The sequence below is a fragment of the Bradyrhizobium sp. 6(2017) genome, assembly GCF_011058295.2.
Lineage (GTDB): Bacteria > Pseudomonadota > Alphaproteobacteria > Rhizobiales > Xanthobacteraceae > Bradyrhizobium > Bradyrhizobium septentrionale.
This window is the reverse complement of sequence record NZ_CP049289.2, coordinates 8,381,223-8,403,143: the sequence shown is the minus strand read 5'-3', so window position 1 is coordinate 8,403,143 and position 21,921 is coordinate 8,381,223. Positions and strand designations below refer to the sequence as shown.

20 protein-coding genes are annotated in these 21,921 nt (G+C 65.3%); 11 read left to right on the top strand and 9 right to left on the bottom strand.

The window, feature by feature from the left end; all coding sequences use genetic code 11:
* Positions 1-111 precede the first annotated feature (111 nt).
* Positions 112-1,227, top strand: coding sequence for an alanine dehydrogenase (gene ald, locus G6P99_RS39935; protein WP_029082789.1), 1,116 nt, complete (start codon positions 112-114; stop codon positions 1,225-1,227).
* Between the two features lie 288 nt (positions 1,228-1,515).
* Here the strand turns inward: ald and G6P99_RS39930 are convergent, their stop codons facing one another.
* Positions 1,516-2,304: an IclR family transcriptional regulator gene (locus tag G6P99_RS39930; RefSeq protein WP_029082790.1), complete on the bottom strand. Its 789-nt coding sequence runs from the start codon at positions 2,302-2,304 to the stop codon at positions 1,516-1,518.
* Between the two features lie 145 nt (positions 2,305-2,449).
* On the opposite strand from G6P99_RS39930, the gene leuC reads away from it, so the two are divergent.
* From leuC to G6P99_RS39900, 6 genes are read left to right on the top strand one after another with little or no spacing between them, the layout of a single operon-like run.
* The gene (leuC, locus tag G6P99_RS39925; protein ID WP_029082791.1) at positions 2,450-3,856 is read left to right on the top strand and encodes a 3-isopropylmalate dehydratase large subunit; all 1,407 of its coding nucleotides are present in this window, start codon (positions 2,450-2,452) and stop codon (positions 3,854-3,856) included.
* The gene (gene leuD, locus G6P99_RS39920; protein ID WP_029082792.1) at positions 3,856-4,491 is read left to right on the top strand and encodes a 3-isopropylmalate dehydratase small subunit; all 636 of its coding nucleotides are present in this window, start codon (positions 3,856-3,858) and stop codon (positions 4,489-4,491) included. The genes leuC and leuD overlap by 1 nt, the downstream gene beginning before the upstream one ends.
* On the top strand, positions 4,488-5,621 hold the full coding sequence (leuB, locus tag G6P99_RS39915) for a 3-isopropylmalate dehydrogenase (protein WP_029082793.1): 1,134 nt from the start codon (positions 4,488-4,490) through the stop codon (positions 5,619-5,621). The genes leuD and leuB overlap by 4 nt, the downstream gene beginning before the upstream one ends.
* Positions 5,621-6,682, top strand: coding sequence for an ABC transporter substrate-binding protein (locus G6P99_RS39910; protein ID WP_029082794.1), 1,062 nt, complete (start codon positions 5,621-5,623; stop codon positions 6,680-6,682). Before leuB ends, G6P99_RS39910 begins: the two co-directional genes overlap by 1 nt.
* Positions 6,679-7,512 carry an ABC transporter ATP-binding protein gene (locus tag G6P99_RS39905; protein WP_165126061.1) on the top strand — a complete coding sequence of 278 codons (834 nt, stop codon included), beginning with the start codon at positions 6,679-6,681 and terminating at the stop codon, positions 7,510-7,512. Before G6P99_RS39910 ends, G6P99_RS39905 begins: the two co-directional genes overlap by 4 nt.
* A complete protein-coding gene (locus G6P99_RS39900) occupies positions 7,509-8,381 on the top strand; it encodes an ABC transporter permease (RefSeq protein WP_165126058.1) in 873 nt (290 codons plus the stop codon). The genes G6P99_RS39905 and G6P99_RS39900 overlap by 4 nt, the downstream gene beginning before the upstream one ends.
* A 51-nt stretch (positions 8,382-8,432) precedes the next feature.
* On the opposite strand, the gene G6P99_RS39895 is transcribed toward G6P99_RS39900, so the two are convergent.
* The 7 genes from G6P99_RS39895 to G6P99_RS39865 all read right to left on the bottom strand — a co-directional run bounded on the left by G6P99_RS39895 (position 8,433) and on the right by G6P99_RS39865 (position 16,805).
* Positions 8,433-8,609: a hypothetical protein gene (locus G6P99_RS39895; protein WP_165126055.1), complete on the bottom strand. Its 177-nt coding sequence runs from the start codon at positions 8,607-8,609 to the stop codon at positions 8,433-8,435.
* A gap of 164 nt (positions 8,610-8,773) precedes the next feature.
* A complete protein-coding gene (gene garD, locus G6P99_RS39890; protein WP_029082797.1) occupies positions 8,774-10,315 on the bottom strand; it encodes a galactarate dehydratase in 1,542 nt (513 codons plus the stop codon).
* A gap of 184 nt (positions 10,316-10,499) precedes the next feature.
* Entirely contained in the window at positions 10,500-11,948 is a 1,449-nt protein-coding gene (locus G6P99_RS39885) for an aldehyde dehydrogenase family protein (protein ID WP_029082798.1), read from the bottom strand.
* An 18-nt stretch (positions 11,949-11,966) separates the two neighbouring features.
* Entirely contained in the window at positions 11,967-13,322 is a 1,356-nt protein-coding gene (gene gudD / locus G6P99_RS39880; RefSeq protein WP_029082799.1) for a glucarate dehydratase, read from the bottom strand.
* 44 nt (positions 13,323-13,366) lie between these two features.
* A complete protein-coding gene (gene kdgD / locus G6P99_RS39875; protein WP_029082800.1) occupies positions 13,367-14,308 on the bottom strand; it encodes a 5-dehydro-4-deoxyglucarate dehydratase in 942 nt (313 codons plus the stop codon).
* Between the two features lie 124 nt (positions 14,309-14,432).
* Positions 14,433-15,338 (bottom strand): LysR substrate-binding domain-containing protein, encoded by a 906-nt coding sequence (locus G6P99_RS39870; protein WP_029082801.1) that lies wholly within the window; start codon positions 15,336-15,338, stop codon positions 14,433-14,435.
* 129 nt (positions 15,339-15,467) lie between these two features.
* Positions 15,468-16,805: an MFS transporter gene (locus G6P99_RS39865; RefSeq protein ID WP_165126052.1), complete on the bottom strand. Its 1,338-nt coding sequence runs from the start codon at positions 16,803-16,805 to the stop codon at positions 15,468-15,470.
* A 217-nt stretch (positions 16,806-17,022) separates the two neighbouring features.
* On the opposite strand from G6P99_RS39865, the gene G6P99_RS39860 reads away from it, so the two are divergent.
* Entirely contained in the window at positions 17,023-18,054 is a 1,032-nt protein-coding gene (locus tag G6P99_RS39860) for an alpha/beta fold hydrolase (RefSeq protein ID WP_029082803.1), read from the top strand.
* 14 nt (positions 18,055-18,068) lie between these two features.
* The gene (locus G6P99_RS39855; RefSeq protein ID WP_029082804.1) at positions 18,069-19,019 is read left to right on the top strand and encodes a fatty acid desaturase; all 951 of its coding nucleotides are present in this window, start codon (positions 18,069-18,071) and stop codon (positions 19,017-19,019) included.
* Positions 19,020-19,022: 3 nt separating this feature from the next.
* On the opposite strand, the gene G6P99_RS39850 is transcribed toward G6P99_RS39855, so the two are convergent.
* Positions 19,023-19,634, bottom strand: a complete 612-nt coding sequence (locus G6P99_RS39850) for a TetR/AcrR family transcriptional regulator (RefSeq protein WP_029082805.1) — start codon at positions 19,632-19,634, stop codon at positions 19,023-19,025.
* Between the two features lie 179 nt (positions 19,635-19,813).
* On the opposite strand from G6P99_RS39850, the gene G6P99_RS39845 reads away from it, so the two are divergent.
* Together G6P99_RS39845 and G6P99_RS39840 are read left to right on the top strand one after the other, a co-directional pair.
* The gene (locus G6P99_RS39845; RefSeq protein WP_029082806.1) at positions 19,814-20,839 is read left to right on the top strand and encodes a histone deacetylase family protein; all 1,026 of its coding nucleotides are present in this window, start codon (positions 19,814-19,816) and stop codon (positions 20,837-20,839) included.
* A gap of 151 nt (positions 20,840-20,990) precedes the next feature.
* Complete coding sequence (locus tag G6P99_RS39840) at positions 20,991-21,920, top strand: Gfo/Idh/MocA family protein (protein ID WP_029082807.1); 930 nt, start codon at positions 20,991-20,993, stop codon at positions 21,918-21,920.
* Position 21,921: the final 1 nt, after the last annotated feature.

The following is a 21,921-nucleotide window of genomic DNA, read 5'->3' as shown; positions in this document are numbered from 1 at the left end:
GAAGGATATGAGCGTATCTGGATGTGCACAAGCCGGAATTCGCTGAGAAACGCCGTGTGACGGGGAATACCCTTAAGGAGAGCGGAAACGAATCCATTCAAGGAGCGGACCATGCGCATCGGCGTGCCCAAGGAGATCAAGGTCGAGGAATATCGGGTCGGGCTGACGCCGGCCTCGGTGCGGGAGTATGTGGCGCACGGACACGAGGTCGTGGTGCAGCGTGGCGCCGGCGACGGCATCGGTGCCGGCGACGACGTCTACACGCAGGCCGGCGCGCGGATCGCCGATACCGCCGATGAGGTGTTTGCCGTCGCCGACATGATCGTGAAGGTGAAGGAGCCGCAGCCGGCCGAATGGGCCCGGCTGCGCGAGGGACAGATCCTCTTCACCTATCTGCATCTTGCGCCCGACGTTCCGCAGACCAAGGGCCTGCTCGCTTCCGGCTGCACGGCGATCGCCTATGAGACCGTGACGGATGCGCATGGCGGGCTGCCGCTGCTGGCGCCGATGAGCGAGGTCGCCGGCCGGCTCGCGATCGAGGCGGCGGGCGCTGCGCTGCGCAAATCCGCCGACGGCATGGGCAAGCTGCTTGGCGGCGTGCCGGGCGTTCCGCCGGCCAGGGTTGCGATCATCGGCGGCGGCGTGGTTGGCACCCATGCGGCGCGGATGGCCGCCGGGCTCGGCAGCGACGTCACCATCCTCGACCGCTCATTGCCGCGGCTCCGCGCGCTCGACGATCTCTTCATCGGCCGTGTCCGCACCCGCTACGCCACGCTGGAGGCGATCGAGCAGGAGATTATCGCCGCCGACGTCGTGATCGGCGCGGTGCTGGTCCCGGGCGCCAGCGCGCCCAAGCTCGTCTCGCGCGCGCAGCTCGCCAGCATGAAGCGCCGCGCGGTGCTGGTCGATGTCGCGATCGACCAGGGCGGCTGCTTCGAAACCTCGAAGCCGACCACGCATCAGGCGCCGACCTATCTGGTCGACGAGATCGTGCATTACTGCGTTGCCAACATGCCGGGCGCGGTGCCGGTCACCTCGAGCCACGCGCTCGACCACGCCACTTTGCCGTTCGGCCTGGCGCTGGCATCGAAGGGACTGCGCGCGCTGGTCGAGGATCCGCATCTGCGCGCCGGCCTCAACGTCCATCGCGGCCGCATCACCAACCGCGCCGTGGCCGAGAGCCAGCATCTCGCGGTCGTGATGCCGGAGGAAGCACTGGCGTCGTAGGAATTCAGTAGCCCGGATGAAGCTAACCTCCCCTTGAAAAGTGGAGGTCGCTTTGCTCGCCAGAGCAAAGCGGGTGGGGATCGGCGCTCTCCTCATAGAGAGTCGCCTGCGGCTGACCCCATCCCGACCTTTCCCCTTTCAGGGGGAAGGAGAGGATGGATCCTTCGCGCGGATGCGGCTGGCTCCCCGGATTGCGCGGAGCCTGTCATCGGGCGCTCGTTCGCGCGACCCGTTCGCTGCATCCGGGCTACGGTTCTGTCACCCGCACGCGTTAAGCGTCCTGAGAGGTCATTTCTCAACGAATCCTGGCCTAGCTTCATCTGCCAGTTTCTTCAGCCGACTCTGCATGACCTCAATGATGCGCGCGCGCTTCGCCGCGATTCGTTCGATCGGTCCGCCGATGCCGATCGCGAGCGGAGCGCGTCTCTTGGGTAGGGGTACAAGCATGCCTATTGTGTTTGCGCCCGGCGTCGTGCGGCCGCTGGACTCGGAAAAGCCGCGGCGGCGAATGCGCTCGACCTCTTCGAGAAAGGCCGATTCGCGAACGCGCGCCGACTGACTCGGCTCCTCGGCGTTATTGCGACGGATGATGCCGCGAATTTTGGTATTTGGCATTTGGCTCAGCAGCACGTGTCCGAGCGCGGTACGAACCATCGGTCGTATTTGACCAGCATGTGCAATGAACTGAAGCTGATAGCCGCCGCGTACAACGTGTAGATACTGCATCCCAGCGGCGCCTGCCTGTTGTCCAAGCATCACGGTTTCGCCGCCAGTCGCGGTCCAGAGTTCCTCCATCAGATCGGTGAGCTTTGTGTCACGGAACGGAGAACGACGGATCCAATCACCAAGCAGATTTACCCGGTAGCTAGGGATGAAACGCCGGGTCTGTCGGTCGTATTCGAGGTAGTTCAATTCAACGAGACTGCTGAGCAATACTGACGTGCTCGATTGGGGCATCTCCAACGCGGAAGATATTTCAGTCACGGAAGCAGCCCGCTTTGTTTCCCGAAAGAACTCCAGAACTGCAAACGTCCGCATGGCCGATTTGACGATGGCCGTCTTATTCGAGTTCGGCATAGCTGTCTCCGCGGCGGGTCAACTACCGCACCTCCATCACATATGTGATGTTAGGACGAAACTGCTTCACTTGACGACAACTTTGGCACAGATTGGCGTCAATAAGATCAAGCCGCATGGAAACGCAGAGAGCAGGGGAAGGCGGATGCCCGGACGAAGTTTGCTCGAGAAGATCTGGGACCAGCATGTCATTGCCCGCCTCAGCGAGGACACCGATCTCCTGCATATCGACCGCCATCTGCTGCACGATCTCGGCGGCTCGCGCGGCCTGCTCGACCTGAAGAGCCGTGGCCTCAAGGTTCACAATCCCGAACTGGTCTTTGCGACGCCGGATCATGCGCTGTCGACGGCGCCCGGCCGCGCCGGAACCAGCAAGATCGGAATGGAATTGCTGGCCGCGCTGCGGGTCGAGACCGCGGCGAGCGGCATCACGCTGTTCGATGTCGACCAGCCCGGCCAGGGCATCGTCCACGTCATCGGGCCGGAACTCGGTTTGAGCCTGCCGGGCGCGACGATCGTCTGCGGCGACAGCCACACCTGTACCCATGGCGGCCTCGGCGCACTCGCTTTCGGCATTGGATCGAGCGAGCTCACCCATGTGCTGGCGACGCAGGCGCTGATCCAGAAGCGTCCGAAAACGATGCGCGCGCGCTTCGAGGGCAAGCTGCCGCTCGGCGTCACCGCCAAGGACATGATCCTGACGCTGATCGGGCATGTCGGCGCCGCCGGCGGCACCGGTTACGCGGTCGAATATGCCGGCAGCGCGATCCGGGCGCTGCCGATCGAGGGCCGGCTGACGATCTGCAACCTCTCGATCGAACTCGGCGCCAAGATGGGCATGGTGGCGCCGGACGACAAGACCTTCGAATTCCTGCGCGGCCGCCCCTATGCGCCGCAAGGCGAGATGTGGGATCTCGCGGTGAAGGCGTGGCGCGAACTGCCGAGCGATCCGGACGCGGTGTTCGACCGCGAGGTCGTAATCGATGTCGAAAAGATCATCCCGCAAGTGACCTGGGGCATCAGCCCCGAGCACGTCGTCGGCGTCGATGGCGTCATTCCCGATCCGAAGACGGTCGACGATCCGGCGCGGCGCGCCGCGATCGAGACCGCGCTCGACTATATGGGCCTGCAAGGCGGCGCACCGATTGCCGGCACGCCGGTCGATTGGGTGTTCATCGGCTCCTGCACCAACAGCCGGCTGAGCGATCTGCGCGCCGCGGCCGAGGTCGCGCGTGGCCGCAAGGTCGCGGCCGGGGTCCGCGCCTGGGTGGTGCCGGGCTCGGAAAACGTCAAGCGCGAGGCGGTTGCCGAGGGGCTCGACAAGATCTTCATCGACGCCGGCTTCGAGTGGCGCGAGCCGGGCTGCTCGATGTGCCTTGCCGCCAATGGCGAGGTGGTGGCGCCTGGGCAGCGCTCGGTCTCGACCTCGAACCGCAATTTCGTCGGCCGCCAGGGGCCGCGCGCCCGCACGCATCTGGCGAGCCCCGCGAGTGCGGCGGCCTCAGCCATTGCCGGCGCGATCGCCGATGTCAGGATGATGGGACGCCAGTGATGCCAAAGCCGTTCGACAAGCTCACCGCAACCGCTGCGCCGATCATGCGCGCCAATATCGACACCGACGTCATCATCCGCATCGAGCGCCTGGTCGGCAACTCGATCCGCGGCACGCTCGGCAAATGGGCGTTCGGCTCGCTGCGCTATCTCGCCGACGGCTCGGAGAATCCGGATTTCATCCTCAACCGCGAGCCGTACCGCGAGGCCGAGATCCTGGTGACGGGGCCGAATTTCGGCTGCGGCTCGTCGCGCGAAGGCGCGGTGTGGTCGCTGCAAGAGCGCGGCATCCGCGCCATCATCGGCTCCGGCTTCGGCGACATCTTCTTCGCCAACTGCTTCCAGAACGGAATCCTCCCCGTGATCGTCGACAAGGCGGTGGTGGATTCGCTTGCCGCCGACATCGAGGCGACGCAGGGCGCAGGCAAGATCTCGATCGATCTCGAGGCCCAGACCATCGTCTCGCCGTCGGGCGCGCGGCATTCGTTCGAGATCGACCCGCGGCGGCGCGACGGGCTCCTGAAGGGGCTCGACGAGGTGGCGCTGACGCTGCAGCGCGACGACGAGATCCACGCCTTCCAGGCCGCCGACCGCGCGGCGCGGCCCTGGATTCATTCTACAAGGACACCTGTATGAGCACGCAATCCAACATGGTCAAGGTCGCCGTCGTCGGCGGTGAGGGCATCGGTCCCGAGGTCACCGCGCAGTCGCGCCGCGTGCTCGACTGGTTCGCGGCCAAACGTAACGTGCCGATGACGCTGCGCGAGGCGCAATACGGCCTGATCCCGTATCTGGCGACCGGCAAGGTGCTGCCCGAGGACACGGCGGAAGCGATGGACGAGGCCGACGCGATCCTGTGGGGCGCGACCGGCGGGCCGGAGACCACGGAGGTGCCGGCGGCGGCGCGCAAGGCCGGCAGTCTGCTCGGCCTGCGCAGCAAATACGATCTCTACGCCAATTTGCGGCCGATCGTGGCGAGCCCGGCGCTGTCGGCGTCGGCGCCGCTGAAGGCCGAGGTGCTCGACGGCGTCGACTTCGTCATCATCCGCGAATTGACCAGCGGCATCTATTTCGGCGAACCGCGCGGCATCGAGACATTGCCCGATGGCCAGCGCCGCGGCTTCAACACCGAGCAATACACCACCAACCAGATCCGCCGCGTGGCGCGCTCGGCGTTCGAGCTGGCGCGGACCCGGCGCAACAAGGTCTGCTCGGTCGACAAGGCCAATGTGCTGGAGACCAGCGTGGTCTGGCGCGAGGAAATGATCAAACTGCACAAGGAGGAGTTCGCCGACGTCGAGCTGACCCATCTTTATGTCGACAACGCCGCGATGCAGATCGTGCGCGAGCCGCGGCAATTCGACGTGATGGTGACCGGCAACATCTTCGGTGACATCCTGTCCGACTGCGCGGCGATGGCTTCGGGCTCGCTCGGCATGCTGCCGTCGGCCTCGCTCGGCCCGGTCGATCGCTTCGGCCGGCGCAAGGCGCTGTATGAGCCGGTGCATGGCAGCGCGCCCGATATCGCCGGCAAGGGCATCGCCAATCCGCTCGGTTCGATCCTCAGCGTCGCGATGCTGCTGCGCTTGACACTGGACCGCCCTGAGGATGCCGATTTGCTGGAGAAGGCGGTGCAGACTGCGCTTGCGTCCGGCGCGCGGACCGCCGACATTGCAGAAGCCGGTGCGAGGAAGCTGTCGACCGTCCAGATGGGCGACGCAGTGCTCGCCGCGCTGGACAAGATCTCGGCCAAGGAGCACGCCTGATGGCGCGCATCACCATGCCCCAAGTATCGAGGCGATCGGCGCTGACGGTGATCGCTGCCGGCGGCGCGGCGCTGGCTGCGGGGCGTGGATGGGCGCAGGCGGCCACCGGCCGCGCAATCTATCCGGTCGCGGTGCCGGTCTATCAGACGCAATTTGTTGCGGATCGCATCGGCTACTTCAAGGAAGCCGGGCTCGACTGCAAGCTGCTGCAGGGCGGCAGCGGCGTGAAGACCCGCGAGATCATCGCCTCGTCGCAGGGCGATATCGGCATCGGCGACGTCACCCATCCGATGCAGCTGACCAATCACGGCCGCGCCGCGCGCGTGCTGCTGCCGGTCGACACACGGTCGAACTCGGTGATGTTCATCATCCGCAAGGACCTCAAGGACCAGGGCATCAACTCGCTGGAGGCCTTCGCCCAATGGAAGCGGCCCGACGGCCGCAAGCCGATCGTCTCGGTGTCCTCGCTCGGTGGCACCAACCATGTCTGGGCGTCCTACTACATGGAAACCATGGGTCTCGACGACAAGGTGACCTGGATCGGCACCGGCAATGTCGACACCATGCTGGGGTCGCTGAAATCGAAGCAAGTCGATATCCTTGTCAGCTCGCTGTCGCTGCTGAACGAGGCGCAGCAGCAGGGCTGGGGCGAACTGCTGTTCGACGGCACCGACGAGGCGATCTGGAACAAGCATATCGGCGGCAAGGTGCCGGTAACCGCGCATTTCACGCTGCAGGCGACCGTCGACAAGGATCCCGCCAAAATGCAGGCCTTCGTCACCGCGCTGTGGCGCGCGTCGCAGTGGATCAAGGCGCACAAGCCGACGGAGGTCTACGACGCCATCGAGCCCTATGTCGGCAGCACCTCGCGTGATGCCAATCTGCTCGAGATCACGGCGATCCAAAAGGTCGCGGACTATGAGGGCACGATCGACGCCGCAAGCTTCGCGCGCGGCGAGAAGGTCTGGTTCCGCGAGATGACGGGCATCAAGCCGCTCAAGATCGCCGACGTGGTCAACTCCAACCTGATCGACGCGGCGCGAAAGGCCTATCCGGGTTGAGCGCGCTCGAGACGAGCGTCACTCCGTCGCCGCGCGCCTCGGCCGACCGCCGCGTCGAGGTCAACGGCCTGTGCAAGTCGTTCCAGCTCGCCAAAACCACGATCGAGGCTGTTCGCGACGTCACTTTCGACGTCCGCCGCGGCGAGTTCGTCGCGCTGCTTGGGCCGTCGGGCTCGGGCAAGAGCACCGTGCTCAACATGATCGCCTCGCTGATCCGCCCCACCGGCGGCGCGATCCTGATCGACGGCAAGCGCGTCGTCGCCGGCAAGGCGACGCCCGATGTCGGCTACGTCTTCCAGCGCGATACGCTGTTCCCCTGGCGGACGGTTGCCGACAATATCGGCTATGGGCTGGAGCTGTCAGGCGTGCCGGCGCAGGAGCGGAAAGCGCGCATCGCGGAATGCGTCGCGCAGGCTGGGCTGAACGGATTTGAGAATGCCTATCCGTCGGCGCTGTCGGGCGGCATGCGGCAGCGCGCGGCGTTGATGCGGACCCTGATCGTCGAGCCGCAGATCCTGTTGATGGACGAGCCGTTCGGCGCGCTCGATACCCACACCAAGATCGACATGCACGAGGTGCTGCTCCGGATCTGGGAGCGCGAGCAGCAAACCGTGCTGTTCGTGACCCACGATCTCGGCGAGGCGCTGACGCTCGCCGACCGCATCATCCTGTTCTCGGCGCGGCCGGGCCGGATCAAGGACATGTTCGAGGTCGACTTCGCTCGCCCGCGCGATGCGGTGAAGGTGCGCGAGACCCCGCGCTATGCCGAGCTGTTCCAGCACATCTGGCATTCGCTCGGCGAGGAATTCGTCAAGGGCCGCAGCCCATGAAGCGATACAGCATGATGAACACGATCGGCTGGCAGGTCCTGATCTGCGCAATCGTGCTGTCGGTGTGGCAATGGGGCTACGACCTGCGCACAAAACTGCCGTGGCTGGTGCCGGATCTGCTCGACCCGTACTTCATCTCGAAGCCGTCGATGATCTACGAGAATTTCCTGATCCAGAGCTGCCTCAAATCGAAGCTCGGCGTCTTCAACGGCTGGTTCAACGGCGACTTCGCAAAGTGCCTGGCACGCAACGAGAACAATCTCTGGGCCGCTACCGCCATTACGCTGAAGAACACCTTCTTCGGCTTCGTCACCGGCGTGGTCAGCGGCTTCGTCGCCGGGCTGATCCTGGAGCGCTCCGACCGCCTGAGCGCGATCTTCCAGCCCTTCATCACCGCGGTGAATTCGATTCCGCGGATCGCGCTGGCGCCGATCATCGTGCTGGCGTTCGGGATCGGCGACATGTCGAAGATCGTGACCTCCTGGATCGTGGTGGTGTTCCTGGTGTTCTTCAACACCTTCGAAGGCGCGCGCTCGATCGACGAGGGTTTTACCAATGCTGCGCGGCTGCTCGGCGCCAGCGAGTGGCAGATCACCCGCACCGTGGTGATCCCCTCGACCATGGCCTGGGTGTTCGCCTCGCTGACGCCCGCCATTTCGTTTGCGCTGATCGGCGTGATCGTCGGCGAATTCATCGGCGCCGAGCGCGGCATCGGCCGTCTCATCATCGAGTCGGAGGCGCGCGGCGAGGCCTCCGGCATGATGGTCGCGGTCGTGGTGCTGATGCTGGTCGGTGTCGTGCTGTCGGCGATCATCTGGCGGCTGCAGGCCTATCTCTTGCGCTGGCAGCGGCAGCGCAGTGCGGAGTAGAAAGCGGCCCGCGGCGACATCGCATTCGTCGCGCACGGGCCACCTTCTGATTCACGCTGCGGTTTCCGACGGCGAGCTCTCGCCGTCGAGCCAATCCTGCTCCTTGGCCAGCGCGCGCCAGGCCGCTTCCATGCGCTTGAAGCGATTGTAGGTAGGCTCGTCGTCAGCGCGCTCGGCAAGCTGCGCGCAGTTCTCCGCATTGTCGAGGAAGTGCTGCGATTGTTTCATGGAACGTCCTCCTGTTGATGAGGACGTGGGAGATCAATTCGGGCGATTCAACGCGTGGAACATGAGCATTTTGCCACGCTGGTGAATGTCTGTTCACGCGAGTTCCATGCGCGATGTTCCGCGCTTGCGCGTGCGCATCTGCAGCAGGGTCGTTGACGCCAGTCCTAGGTCACCGGCGCCGGGTTGAACAGCGTGAGATCGTTGTGAATGCCCCAGCGGTCCGACCATGGCTTGGTCCGCCCGCTCGCGACATCGAGAATCAGGCGGAATAGGTCCCAGCCGGTCTCCTCGATCGTCTTCTCGCCGGTCGCGATGCAGCCGGCGTCGAAATCGATCAGATCCTTCCAGCGCCGCGCGAGCTCGCTGCGGGTCGCGACCTTGATGACGGGCGCAGCGGCGAGGCCATAGGGCGTGCCGCGGCCTGTGGTGAACACCTGCAAGGTCATGCCGGAGGCGAGCTGCAGCGTGCCGCAGATGAAGTCGCTTGCAGGAGTAGCCGCAAACAGCATGCCCTTCTGCCGCGCCTTCTCGCCCGGCGACAGCACGCCCGTGATCGGGCCGGAGCCCGACTTGACGATCGAGCCCAAGGATTTTTCGACGATGTTGGCGAGCCCGCCCTTCTTGTTGCCCGGCGTGGTGTTGGCGCTGCGGTCGGCGCCGCCGCGGGCGAGATAGGCGTCGTACCATGCCATCTCGCGGATCAGCGCGCGGCCGACATCCTCGTTGACGGCGCGGCGGGTCAGAAGCTGGATCGCGTCGCGCACCTCGGTCACTTCCGAGAACATCACAGTCGCGCCGGCGCGTACCAGCAGATCGGCCGCGAAGCCGACTGCGGGGTTCGCGGTGACGCCGGAGAACGCATCGCTGCCGCCGCATTGCAGGCCGATCACGAGATCGGCGGCCGGGCAGGTCTCGCGCGTGCGGGCGTTGAGCACCTTCAGGCGCGCCTCGGCCTGGGTCATGATCGCATCGACGATGGCGCCGAAGCCGTCAAAGGCTTCGTCCTGCATCCGTACGATGGCGTCACTGATGCCATCCGGCACCAACCGTTCCGGCGCGAGCTTCTCGCAGCCGAGCCCGACCACGAGGATCTCGCCGCCGAAATTCGGATTGAGCGCGAGATTCTGCAAGGTGCGGATCGGCACCACGGCATCGGGCGCCGTGATCGCGACGCCGCAGCCATAGGCATGCGTCAGCGGCACGACGTCGTCGACATTGGGATATTTCGGCAGCAGCTCGGCGCGGATGCGCTTGACCGCATATTCCATCGTGCCCTTGACGCATTGCACGGAGGAGGAGATGCCGAGGATGTTCTTGGTACCGACCGAGCCGTCGGGATTGCGAAAACCTTCGAACGTAAAACCTTCGAGCGGCGGCAGCGCCGGCGGCACCGCGGTTGCGATCTCGAGCTGATCGAGCGGCGGCGCGTCGGGCATGCGGATGCGTGCCTCGTCGACCCATTCGCCGGCCAGGATCGGCGACAGCGCATGGCCGATCACCTCGCCATAGCGGATGATCGGCGCGCCCTCGGCGATGTCTTCCAGCGCGGTCTTGTGGCCCTGCGGCACGAAGGCGCGCAGCGTCAGGCCGGAGGCGAAGCGGGAGCCGGCGGGCAGGCCGAAATCATTGACGACGATCGCGACATTGTCGCGTTCGTTGAGCTTGATGTAGCGGGGCTGCTCCTTCGCGCCGATCGACTGGTCCATGCGGGCTCTCCTGAGGTTTCGGCGCCAACGGCTTTCTTGCTTTACCTCTCCCGCTTGTGGGGGAGGTCGGCACGCGTAGCGTGACGGGTGGGGGCTCTCTCCACAGTGTAACTCGTGGAGAGAGCCCCCACCCCAACCCTCCCCCGCAAGCGGGAGAGAGGGCGCACTTTCCGTGCGATGAGTCTCAACCCGGGAACGTATAAGCCGTCTTCACCGTGGTGTAGAACTCGCGGGCATAGGCGCCCTGTTCGCGCGCGCCGTAGCTCGAGCCTTTGCGGCCGCCGAACGGCACGTGGTAGTCGACGCCGGCGGTCGGCAGATTGACCATCACCATGCCTGCCTCGCTGTTGCGCTTGTAATGCGAGGCGTATTTCAGGCTTGACGTGCAGATGCCCGAGGCGAGGCCGAACTCGGTGTCGTTGGAGATCGCGAGCGCCTCCTCATAATCCTTGGCGCGGATCACGCAGGCGACCGGGCCAAAAATCTCCTCGCGCGCGATGCGCATGGTGTTGGTGGCTTCGGTGAACAGCGCCGGCTGCAGATAGAAGCCGGGCGTCTGGCGGTTCAACAGCTCGCCGCCCCAATGCAGGCGGGCGCCTTCGTCCTGGCCGATCTTGATATAGCGGAGGTCCTGGTCGAGCTGGCTCTGGTCGACGACCGGGCCGACATGCACACCGCTCTTCAGCGCGTCGTCCACCGAAAGCCCCTTCATCCGCTCGGTCATCGCGGCGACGAAGCGGTCGTGAATTCCCGCGGTGACGATCAGGCGCGAGGACGCCGTACAGCGCTGGCCGGTGGAGAAATAGGCGCCGTTGACGGCGACTTCGACCGCGACCTTGAGATCGGCGTCGTCGAGCACGACCAGCGGGTTCTTGCCGCCCATCTCGAGCTGGAATTTCTTCATCGGGTTGGAGACCACGCAGGCCTGCGCGATCTTGCGGCCGGTCTGGACCGAGCCGGTGAAGGAGATCGCGGCGACGTCGGGATGTTCGAGCAGGGTCTGGCCGACTACCGAGCCCGAGCCGACCACGAGGTTGAAGACCCCTGCCGGAATCCCGGAGCGTGCGATGATCTCGGACAGCGCATGCGCGGAGCCCGGTACCAGCTCGGCCGGCTTGAACACCACACTGTTGCCGTAGCAGAGCGCCGGCGCGATCTTCCAGGCCGGGATCGCGATCGGGAAATTCCACGGCGTGATCATGCCGACGACGCCGACCGGCTCGCGGGTGATCTCGACATCGAGGCCGGGACGCACGGATGCGCCCTTCTCGCCGGTCAGCCGCAGCGCTTCGCCGGCAAAGAAAGCAAAGATCTGGCCGGCGCGCGCCACCTCGCCGATGCCTTCCGGCAGCGTCTTGCCTTCCTCGCGCGCGAGCAGGCTGCCGAGCTCTTCCTTGCGGGCGAGGATTTCGACCGAGATCCTGGTCAGCGCGTCAAAGCGCTCCTGCGGTGTCGAGCGCGACCAGGCCGGGAAGGCGGCCTTTGCCGCGGCGATCGCCTTTTCGGTCTGCGCCTTGTCGGCCTTGGCGTATTCGCCGACGACGTCCTTGGTGTTGGAGGGATTGATGTCCCGCGTGATGCCTGTTCCGTCGACCCATTCGCCGGCGATGAAGTTCTTCTGATGGGCGGTCATGTTTCCAACCTTTCTTTATTAGCGCACGAGGCAGGGACGCTTGTCGTCGAAGGTCCAGCCGGGGATCAGGAACTGCATGGCCAGCGCGTCGTCGCGGGCGCCGAGGCCATGCTGCTTGTATAGCGCGTTCGCAGCTTCAATGGCACCGCGATCGAGCTCGATGCCGAGGCCCGGACGGTCGGGGATCGCGATCTTGCCGCCCTTGATCTGCAACGGCTTCTTGGTCAACGCCTGGCCGTCCTGCCAGATCCAGTGGGTGTCGATCGCGGTCACCTTGCCGGGCGCGGCGGCGCCGACATGGGTGAACATCGCCAGCGAAATGTCGAAATGGTTGTTGGAGTGCGAGCCCCAGGTCAGGCCGTTGTCGCGGCAGGTCTGCGCCACCCGCACCGAGCCCTGCATGGTCCAGAAATGCGGATCGGCGAGCGGAATGTCGACTGCGCCGAGGCGCAGCGCGTGGGAGAGCTGGCGCCAGTCGGTCGCGATCATGTTGGTTGCGGTCGGCAGCCCGGTGGCGCGGCGGAACTCGGCCATGATCTCGCGGCCGGAGAAGCCGGCCTCCGCGCCGCAGGGATCCTCGGCGTAGGCGAGAATGCCGTGCATGTTGCTGCAAAGACGGATCGCCTCGTCGAGCGACCAGGCGCCGTTCGGGTCGAGCGTCACGCGCGCCTGTGGGAAGCGCTTGGCGATCGCGGTGACGGCCTCGATCTCCTGTTCGCCGGCGAGCACGCCGCCCTTGAGCTTGAAATCGGCAAGGCCGTAATGCGCCTGCGTCGCCTCGGCGAGCCGCACGATCGCGTCCGGTGTCATCGCAACCTGATGGCGCAGATTGAACCAGTCCGCCTTGCCGGTCTCGCCTTCAACGTAAGGTAGGCTGGTCTTGCTGCGATCGCCCACAAAGAAGAGATAGCCGAGCGTCTCGACGCTGGCGCGCTGCTGGCCTTCGCCGAGCAGCGCCGCGACCGGGAGATTGAGATGCTGGCCGAGCAGATCGAGGAGTGCGGATTCCACGGCCGTCACCGCATGGATGGTGACGCGCAGATCAAAGGTCTGCTTGCCGCGGCCGCCGGCGTCGCGGTCGGCAAAGGTCTGGCGCATCGACGCCAGGATGTTGTTGCAGGCGCCGATGGTCTGGCCGACGACGAGGTCGCGTGCGTCCTCGAGCGTCTTGCGGATCTTCTCGCCGCCCGGCACCTCGCCGACGCCGGTGTGGCCGGAGTTGTCAGTGAGGATGACGAGGTTGCGGGTGAAGAACGGCGCATGCGCGCCGCTCAGATTGAGGAGCATGCCGTCGCGGCCGGCAACCGGGATCACCTCCATCGCCGTGACGACGGGGGCGCCGGCAAAGCCGGTGCGGATCGTGTCTTGAATCATCTGCTCCTCCCTTGGTCTTCCTTCCGTTCTTGCGCCGCTTCGGCCTATTCTGCTGCTTGCTGTCTCGCAGCCTGCGGCAGCTTGGCCACCAGCGCCGCGACTTCGGCGATCTCCTGTTGGGTCAGGTCGGTCAGCGGCGGCCGCACCGGACCGGAATCGCGGCCGATCACCTTCATGCCGGCCTTGATGATCGATACCGCATAGCCCTTCTTGCGGTTACGTATCGCGATCAGCGGCAGGATGAAATCCTTCAACCCTGCATGGATGGTCTGATGATCGCGCCGGCGCACCGCCGCGTAGAAATTGGTCGCGAACTCGGGCACGAAGTTGAACACCGCCGATGAATAGGTGGTGACACCCATGTCGAGATAGGGCAGGGCAAAGGTTTCCGCCGTGGGGAGCCCGCCGATATAGGTCAGGCGGTCGCCGAGCCGGGTGTAGACGCGGGTCATCAGCTCGATGTCGCCGATGCCGTCCTTGTAGCCGACCAGGTTCGGGCAGCGCTCGCAGAGCCGCGCCAGCGTATCGGGCTGCAGGATCGCGTTGTCGCGGTTGTAGACGATGACGCCGATCTTGACCGACGCGCACACCGCCTCGACATGGGCGGCGAGACCGTCCTGCTCGGCATGTGTGAGATAGGGCGGCAGCAGCAGCAGGCCATCGGCGCCGGCCTTTTCGGCGCCGATCGCGATCTCGCGCGCGATCGCGGTGCCGTAGCCGGTGCCGGCCAGCACGGGAACGCGGCCCTTGGTCTCCTCGACCGCGACCTTCACGACCTGCGGAACCTCAGCCGGCGTCAGCGAGAAGAACTCGCCGGTGCCGCCGGCGGCGAACAGGCCGGCGACGTCATATCCGCACAGCCAGTCCATGTTGGCGCGATAGGTCGCCTCGTCGAACGAATGATCCGCGTTAAACGGGGTCACGGGGAAGGACAGGAGGCCGCCACCGATTCTCGCGGCCATCTCCTGAGGGGTCATCTTGCTCATGGCGCCACTCCTAAAATGCTGTTGGAACGGATGCGCGAGCAGCGCGCGTCCATGGCGAGATTTCTAGGAAATCGTTCGATGCGCGTCCAAGCCAAACGCGGTATCGAGCGATGCACAATCTGCATCAATCGCCGCGCAGGTGCGGGCCGGCGATTTCGGTCGCGATCTCGATCAATGCCGGCAGCAGCTGGTTCTCGTGATCGCGCCGCCATACCATGAACAGCTCGACCGGCACCGGCGTGCGCAACTTCAGCGGCTTCAGCCGGACATCCGCGATCTTCAGGCTGGCGGCCGCTTCCGGCACGATCGCGACGCCGAGCCCGGCGCGCACCATGGCGAGGATCGAATGGATCTGGCTGAGATGCTGGACATAGCGCGGCAGCATGTCGGCGCGCGTGAACATCGACACCAGCAGATCGTGGAAGTAGCGTGCCTCATAGGGCGAATACATCACGAAGGGCTGGTCGTCGAAATCCTTGATGCTGACGGTCTCGGCCGCGGCCAGCGGATGCTTCTTCGGGATCGCGGCAAGCAGCGGCTCGGCCACGACGCGCCGGCTGGCGAATTCCGGCCGCGCGATCGGCGGGCGCAGCAGGCCGGCGTCGATCTGGCCGGTGGTCAGCGCCTCGAACTGATCGCCGGAGACCATTTCCTTCAGGGAAAAATCGACCTCCGGCAGGCGGGAGCGGGCGGCCGCGATCAGGTCGGGCAGGAAGCCATAGGCGGCTGCGGCCGTGAAGCCGATCTTGAGCGAGCCGGTCTTGCCGAGCGCGATGCGGCGGGCGACCTGCGACGCGGACTCCGCAAGCTTGAGGATACGCCGCGCCTCCGGCAAGAAGCTGCGTCCCGCCGGCGTCAACCGCACCGAGCGGCTGGTGCGCTCCAGCAGCGGCGCGTCGATGATGTGCTCGAGCACCTGGATCTGCCGGCTCAGCGGCGGCTGCGTCATGTTGAGCCGCGCGGCGGCGCGGCCGAAGTGCAATTCCTCGGCCACCGTGACGAAACAGCGGAGCTGGTTCAGGTCGAACATCGATGCTAGCCTGGAATGGATCGCTCGAGGATTTGTACGTTCTAGCATCGATGCCTCCCACTGGCCAAGAAGACAAAGACGGCGGCCGAAGCCGCCGTTGACATGTTGTAGCGGCTGCGGCGGCCTCGCTCAGGCCGCCTTCAGCTGCACCCGCTTGATCTCGCCGACGATGAACAGATAGGCGATCGCCGCGACCAGCGCGTTGGCGCCGACGAACACCAGCGCGCCGTTGAACGAGCCGGTGGCGGCGAGGATGTAGCCGATGATGATCGGCGTGGTGATCGAGGACAGGTTCCCGAAGGTGTTGAACAAGCCGCCGGAGACGCCGCCGGCTTCCTTCGGCGAGGTGTCCGAAACCACGGCCCAGCCGAGCGCACCGATGCCCTTGCCGAAGAAGGCCAGCGCCATGAAGCCGACCACCAGTGCCTGGCTGTCGACGTAGTTGCAGGCGATGATCGCCATCGACAGCAGCATGCCGCCGACGATCGGGATCTTGCGCGCCATGGTCAGCGAGCCGGTGCGGCGCAGCAGGTAGTCCGAGATCACGCCGCCGAGCACGCCGCCGATGAAGCCGCACAGCGCCGGCAACGTCGCGACGAAGCCGGCTTGCAGGATCGAGAGCCCGCGCTCCTTGACCAGATAGACCGGGAACCAGGTCAGGAAGAAACAAGTCAGCGTGTTGATGCAATACTGGCCGATATAGACGCCGAGCATCATGCGGTTGGCGAGCAACTGGCGGATGTGGTCCCAGCTGGGGCCGCTGTCGTGCTTTTTACCGTCCTTCGCCGCGTCCATGTCGACCAGCGCGCCGCCCTCTTTGATGTAGTCGAACTCGGCCTCGTTGATCGCGGGATGCTCCTTCGGCTCGTGGATCGTCTTGATCCAGGCGATGCCCATCACGATGCCGAGCCCGCCCATCACGTAGAACACGTGGCGCCAGCCGTATTCGTGCGCGATCCAGCCCATCAGCGGCGCGAAGATCACGGTCGCGAAATACTGCCCGGAGTTGAAGAAGGCCGATGCGGTGCCGCGCTCATTGCCGGGGAACCAGGCCGCGACGATGCGGGCATTGGCCGGGAACGATGGCGCTTCGGCGAAGCCGACCAGAAAGCGCAGTGCGAACAGCAGGCCCACGGCCGCGCCCGCTGAGAGAAACCCGACCAGGCCCTGCAGCGCGGTGAAGATCGACCAGACGATGATGCTGATCGCATAGACCCACTTCGAGCCGAAGCGGTCGAGCAGCCAGCCGCACGGCACCTGGGCGATCACATAGGACCAGCCAAAGGCCGAGAATACGTAACCCATCGCGACGGGGTCGAGATGCAGTTCCTTGGAGAGCGCGGGGCCGGCGATCGAGAGCGTGGCGCGATCGGCATAGTTCACGGTGGTGACGAGAAACAGCATCGTCACGATCAGAAGCCGGACGCGGGATCGCCGCGCGTCCGCAGCGGACACAATCGCGCTCATTAGCGCCTCCTTGAAAAAATTTCCTCGGGGGCAGTCCTAGAGAGATGACGGCAATGGGTCCAAGCCGAAACGGGTATTGATCCATACCGATTTTGAATGGATCGGCCTGGTGCGATGCCACCTTCGCCCCTGTTGCCTCGGCTCCCGAATTAATGTACTACAAGTACAGTTATTGCGGGCGCAGCGTCGCGCCCTGCATACTTGAGGTCGAATGCGCATGACCACGCCACGCGACTATGAGGTGTTCGAGGCCGGTGACGTGACCCTGCAGGGCGGCGCCGTGTTTCCGCAGCTGAGGCTGGCCTACAAGACCTACGGCACGCTCAACGCGGCCGAGGACAACGTCATCCTCTATCCGACGTCGTTCGCCGCCCAGCACTACGACATCGAATGGCTGGTGCAGCCGGGCGGGGCGCTCGATCCCGAGCGTTACTTCATCGTCACCGCGAATCTGTTCGGCAATGGCCTGTCGTCCTCGCCCTCGAATTCGAGCGAGGTGCTTGGCGGCGCGCCGTTTCCCGCCTTCACCTATCATGATGCCGTTGCCATTCAGCGGCGGTTGCTACTCGAGCGGTTCGGCGTGACCAAGCTCGCGCTGGTTTATGGCTGGTCCATGGGCGGCATGCAGGCCTATCATTGGGCCGCGCGCTACCCCGACATGGTGGAGCGCGCAGCGGTGGTCTGCGGCAGCGCGCGGTGCTCGCCGTATAACCATGTGTTCCTCGAGGGGGTGAAGGCCGCGCTGACCTCCGATCCGGCCTATCGGGACGGCCGCTTCGTCAGCAAGCCTGCGGCTGGCCTGCGCGCGATGGGGCGCGTCTATGCCGGCTGGGCGATGTCGCATGAATTCTATCGCGAGGAGGTCTGGCGCGAAGCCGGCTTCAACTCGTTGGAGGATTATCTGGCGGGATCGTGGGACGGCGCATTCGCGCGGCGCGATGCGAATGATCTGCTGGCGCAAGTCGCGATCTGGCAGGCCGGCGACATCAGCCGTTGCGATGAATTCGGCGGCGATTTCAACCGGGCGCTGGCCGCGATCAAGGCGCACGTCCTGCTGGTGCCCGGGCGTACCGATCGCTATTTCGACCCGCGCGATAACGAGGATGAGCTCGGCCGCCTGGTCAACGCGCGCTCCGCGGCGCTGCACGCGATCCCCTCGATCCACGGCCACCGTGCCGGCAATCCGGTCAACAACCCCGCAGACCGCGCCTTCATCAACGCCGAGATCTCGGCCCTGCTGCAACGCTGACATGTGAGGCGACCATGAGCACCGCAGAGACAAGTGACGTCGGACCGCGCTTGAAGCCGCTCAGCCCGCTGACCCTGCGAGATCTGTCGGCCAAGTCGAACCTTGCCGGCGCGGTGCGCGCGGCGAGCCATTACGGGATGATCGTTGTGGTCGGTGCGCTGATCTGGCTTGTCTCGTCACGCTGCGGTTTGCCGTGGGCGGTGCCGCTGATTGTCGTGCAAGGTTACTTCGTCGCGTTCCTGTTCATGGTGGTACATGAGACTGCGCACAAGACGGCGTTCCGCAGCCATCGCCTCAATCTGGTTGTCGGCAATCTGTCCGCCTTCATGATCGGATTGCCCTATCAATATTACTGCCTGTTCCACTGGGACCATCATCGCTACACCCAGGATCCGGAGAAGGACCCGGAGCTGATCGTCGGTCCCAGGCCGGCGTCGGACACGCAACTGGCAATCGCCTATTCCGGATTGCTGCAGGTGTTGGTCCGCGTCCGCCTGATGTTGCGGCACGCGCTCACCGGGAAGGTGAGCGTGCCGTGGATTCCGGAGCACAAGCGGGCGTCGATCGTGCGGGAGGCGAGACTCTATCTCGCGGGCTATCTGCTGTTGCTGGTGGCATCGCTTGCGCTGCACAGCGCGATCCTGCTCTGGGTATGGATCGTGCCGCTGCTGGCCGGTCAGCTGATCCTGCGTCCCTATCTCTATGCCGAGCACACCGGATGCGAGCGGACGCGGAGCGCATTCGAGAATACGCGCACCACGATGACCGGCCGGATCATGAAATGGTTCGCCTGGAACATGCCCTATCATGTCGAGCACCATGCCTATCCGACGGTGCCGTTCCATGCGCTGCCTAAGCTGAACGCCATCGTCGATGGCCACATCGTGTATCGCGGCAGCAACTACCGCGCCGTCACGCGCGAGACCTGGGCCTGGTTTCGCCGCCAGCGGCAGCACTCTGCTTGATATTCACGTGTCGTTGTTCGGCCGCAGAACCAGATTGACGAGATTGCGGGCATACGCCGGCGTCAACGGCTTGATGCCGAAGACATAGCGATAGAACAGGCTGCCATAGATCGCGTCATAGATATCGCCGGGCACGCCCGGCGCGCCGATGCTGCCGTCCTTCTGGCCGGCGGTGATGATCTCCAGCATCCTGCTGCGGCGCAGGCCGAGGTAGCGCTCGTAGAACAGCTCCGCTGCGCCGGTCTTGGAGATGCATTCCGAGATCACCGCGAGCTGCACCCGCCCGAACTCGCCCTGCAACGCCTCGACATAGGTCGCGACATGGCGGCGGATGCGGGCTACCGGATTGCCGGTTTCTGGCAGCGGCACGGCGCGCGAGGCCTGGTCGAGGAAGGCATCGATCAGCAACGCCTCGCGCGACGGCCACCATTTGTAGATCGTCATCTTCGAGACGTTGGAGTGCTTGGCGATCGCGTCGATGGTGGTGGCGGCAAGGCCGGTGGTCGCCATCAGCGTATAGGCGCTTTGCAGGATCGCGGCCGTGGTCGTGGCGGAGCGAGGTCGGCCGCGCCGCCCCGTTGTCGCATCCTCGGTTTCCGCCTTGCTGCGCGCCATCGTCGGACTTCGTCTCCAGCGCGTTTGAATCATTGCGCCGTGTGCGGGCATAGCATGAATTGTGCTCCGTTTCAGACCCGCGCGGCTGCTGATAGTGTACAACGCACAGATTGAGCGTAGTGTGCGGCGCGTTGTCCGTGCACTGTCCCGCTCCACTGCCGATCGAACAGGAGTGTCCCGTGAAGGCCGTCTACAGTGATCTGCACCGCAGCCATGATCCGCAATTCTTCCTGGTCCGCGGTGTGGTCCAGCGCACCACCGAGCAGCCCGAGCGCGCCGACCGCCTGCTGGCGGGCCTGAAGGCTGGCAAGCACACGCTGATCGAGCCGACAAAGTTTGGGCAAGGGCCGCGGGCGCGGGTGCACAGTCCGGAATATCTGAGCTTCCTCGCTGAGGCCTGGGATGAATGGTCCGCGCTCGGCAATGCCGGGCCGGAGATGATCGCGAACATGCATCCGGTGCGCAACGCCGGCACCTACCCCACCCATATCGTCGGCAAGCTCGGCTGGCATACGGTCGACACCGGCTGTCCGATCGGACCGGGCACCTGGGCCGGCGCCTGCGCCTCGAGCGACGTCGCGGTCACCGCCGCGCAAATGGTGCTGGATGGCGAAGATGCCGTCTACGCGCTGTGCCGACCGCCCGGCCACCATGCCTATCGCGACCTCGCTGGCGGCTTCTGCTTCCTCAACAACAGCGCGATTGCGGCCGAGCATCTGCGCCAGAAGCACGAGCGCGTCGCGATCCTCGATGTCGACGTGCATCACGGCAACGGCACGCAGGGCATCTTCTACGAGCGGCCGGATGTCTTCACCGTCTCGATCCACGCCGATCCGTCGTTCTTCTATCCTTACGTCTGGGGCTATGCGCATGAGCGCGGTGCCGGAGGTGGTCTCGGCACCAATCTCAACATTCCGCTGGCCAAGGGCACCCGCGACGACGGCTACATGAAGGCGCTGGCGGCGGCGGAGCGGGCGATCCGCTCCTTCGCACCGACGGCGCTGGTGGTCGCGCTCGGCCTCGATGCCTCCGAGAAGGACCCGCTGGCGGGCCTCGCGGTCACCACCGACGGCTTCCGCCGCATCGGCGAGGGGCTGGCGCGGTTCGGCCTGCCGACGGTGCTGGTGCAGGAGGGCGGCTATCTCTCCGATATCCTCGGGGCCAATCTGACGGCGGTGCTGGGCGGGTTCGAGGCCGCGCGCTAGACGCGGTCTTGATAGTTACCTTGCAACGCGGCGTGGCTGATTTTCCGGATTGCAACCAAACCAAGAGCGTGCGGTTAATGTTGGGTGCTGACCTGTGGTCTTGCGCTGAGACTGTTTGCCGATCAGGGCCGCCGACAACACGAGGACGGGCATGAGCGACCTGCTGCGTATCGCTATTGTCGGTTTCGGTGAGATCGCGCGCCGGCAGCATGTGCCAGCGATCGCGAAGATTTCGGGCGCGGCCCTGGTTGCGGTCGCCGATCCGGTCAAATCGCCGGCGGGGCTGCCGCATTTCCGCGACCTGCATGAACTGCTGCGCGACGGGCCGGAGATCGACGCGGTCGCGCTGTGCACGCCGCCCCAGACCCGTCACGCGCAGGCCGCCGCCGCACTCGCTGCGGGCAAGCACGTGCTGCTGGAAAAGCCGCCGGGGGCCACCGTTGCCGAACTCTCGCCGTTGATCGTGGCAGCGCATCAGGCAGGCCGGACATTGTTTGCGACCTGGCATTCGCGTTATGCGCCCGCGGTCGGTCCTGCGCGCAAGCTGCTCGCCGGCCGCACTATCAACAAGGTGACCATCATCTGGAAGGAGGACGTGCGCGTCTGGCATCCCGGCCAGGCCTGGATCTTCGAGGCCGGAGGTTTCGGCGTGTTCGATCCCGGCGTCAACGCGCTCTCGATCCTGACCGACATCCTGCCGCGTCCGGTTCTTGTCAGGAGTGCGATGCTGGATTTCCCCGCCAATCGGGAGGCGCCGATTGCCGCGGAACTCGAGCTCTCCGATGAGAGCGGCTTGCCGATCCGTGCCGAATTCGATTTCCGCCAGACCGGTCCGCAGACCTGGGACATCCTATGCGAGACCGATGCCGGGCCCGTGACGCTGTCCAAGGGTGGCAGACAGCTGCGCGACGGCAGCATGCTGGTCGTCGATGCCGCCGACGAGGAGTATCCCGCGCTGTATCGCCGCTTCGTGACGCTGACGTCGGATGGTAAATCCGACGTCGATCTGGTGCCCTTGCAGCTCGTCGCCGACAGCTTCATGCTGGGGCGGCGGCGCCTCGTCGAGGCGTTCGAGGACTGAA

Coding starts and splice junctions, on each gene's coding strand:
- ald (WP_029082789.1), top strand. CDS start 112: ATGCGCATCGGCGTGCCCAAGGAGATCAAGGTCGAGGAATATCGGGTC.
- G6P99_RS39930 (WP_029082790.1), bottom strand. CDS start 2,304: ATGCCGAACTCGAATAAGACGGCCATCGTCAAATCGGCCATGCGGACG.
- leuC (WP_029082791.1), top strand. CDS start 2,450: ATGCCCGGACGAAGTTTGCTCGAGAAGATCTGGGACCAGCATGTCATT.
- leuD (WP_029082792.1), top strand. CDS start 3,856: ATGCCAAAGCCGTTCGACAAGCTCACCGCAACCGCTGCGCCGATCATG.
- leuB (WP_029082793.1), top strand. CDS start 4,488: ATGAGCACGCAATCCAACATGGTCAAGGTCGCCGTCGTCGGCGGTGAG.
- G6P99_RS39910 (WP_029082794.1), top strand. CDS start 5,621: ATGGCGCGCATCACCATGCCCCAAGTATCGAGGCGATCGGCGCTGACG.
- G6P99_RS39900 (WP_165126058.1), top strand. CDS start 7,509: ATGAAGCGATACAGCATGATGAACACGATCGGCTGGCAGGTCCTGATC.
- G6P99_RS39895 (WP_165126055.1), bottom strand. CDS start 8,609: ATGAAACAATCGCAGCACTTCCTCGACAATGCGGAGAACTGCGCGCAG.
- garD (WP_029082797.1), bottom strand. CDS start 10,315: ATGGACCAGTCGATCGGCGCGAAGGAGCAGCCCCGCTACATCAAGCTC.
- G6P99_RS39885 (WP_029082798.1), bottom strand. CDS start 11,948: ATGACCGCCCATCAGAAGAACTTCATCGCCGGCGAATGGGTCGACGGA.
- gudD (WP_029082799.1), bottom strand. CDS start 13,322: ATGATTCAAGACACGATCCGCACCGGCTTTGCCGGCGCCCCCGTCGTC.
- kdgD (WP_029082800.1), bottom strand. CDS start 14,308: ATGAGCAAGATGACCCCTCAGGAGATGGCCGCGAGAATCGGTGGCGGC.
- G6P99_RS39870 (WP_029082801.1), bottom strand. CDS start 15,338: ATGTTCGACCTGAACCAGCTCCGCTGTTTCGTCACGGTGGCCGAGGAA.
- G6P99_RS39865 (WP_165126052.1), bottom strand. CDS start 16,805: ATGAGCGCGATTGTGTCCGCTGCGGACGCGCGGCGATCCCGCGTCCGG.
- G6P99_RS39860 (WP_029082803.1), top strand. CDS start 17,023: ATGACCACGCCACGCGACTATGAGGTGTTCGAGGCCGGTGACGTGACC.
- G6P99_RS39855 (WP_029082804.1), top strand. CDS start 18,069: ATGAGCACCGCAGAGACAAGTGACGTCGGACCGCGCTTGAAGCCGCTC.
- G6P99_RS39850 (WP_029082805.1), bottom strand. CDS start 19,634: ATGGCGCGCAGCAAGGCGGAAACCGAGGATGCGACAACGGGGCGGCGC.
- G6P99_RS39840 (WP_029082807.1), top strand. CDS start 20,991: ATGAGCGACCTGCTGCGTATCGCTATTGTCGGTTTCGGTGAGATCGCG.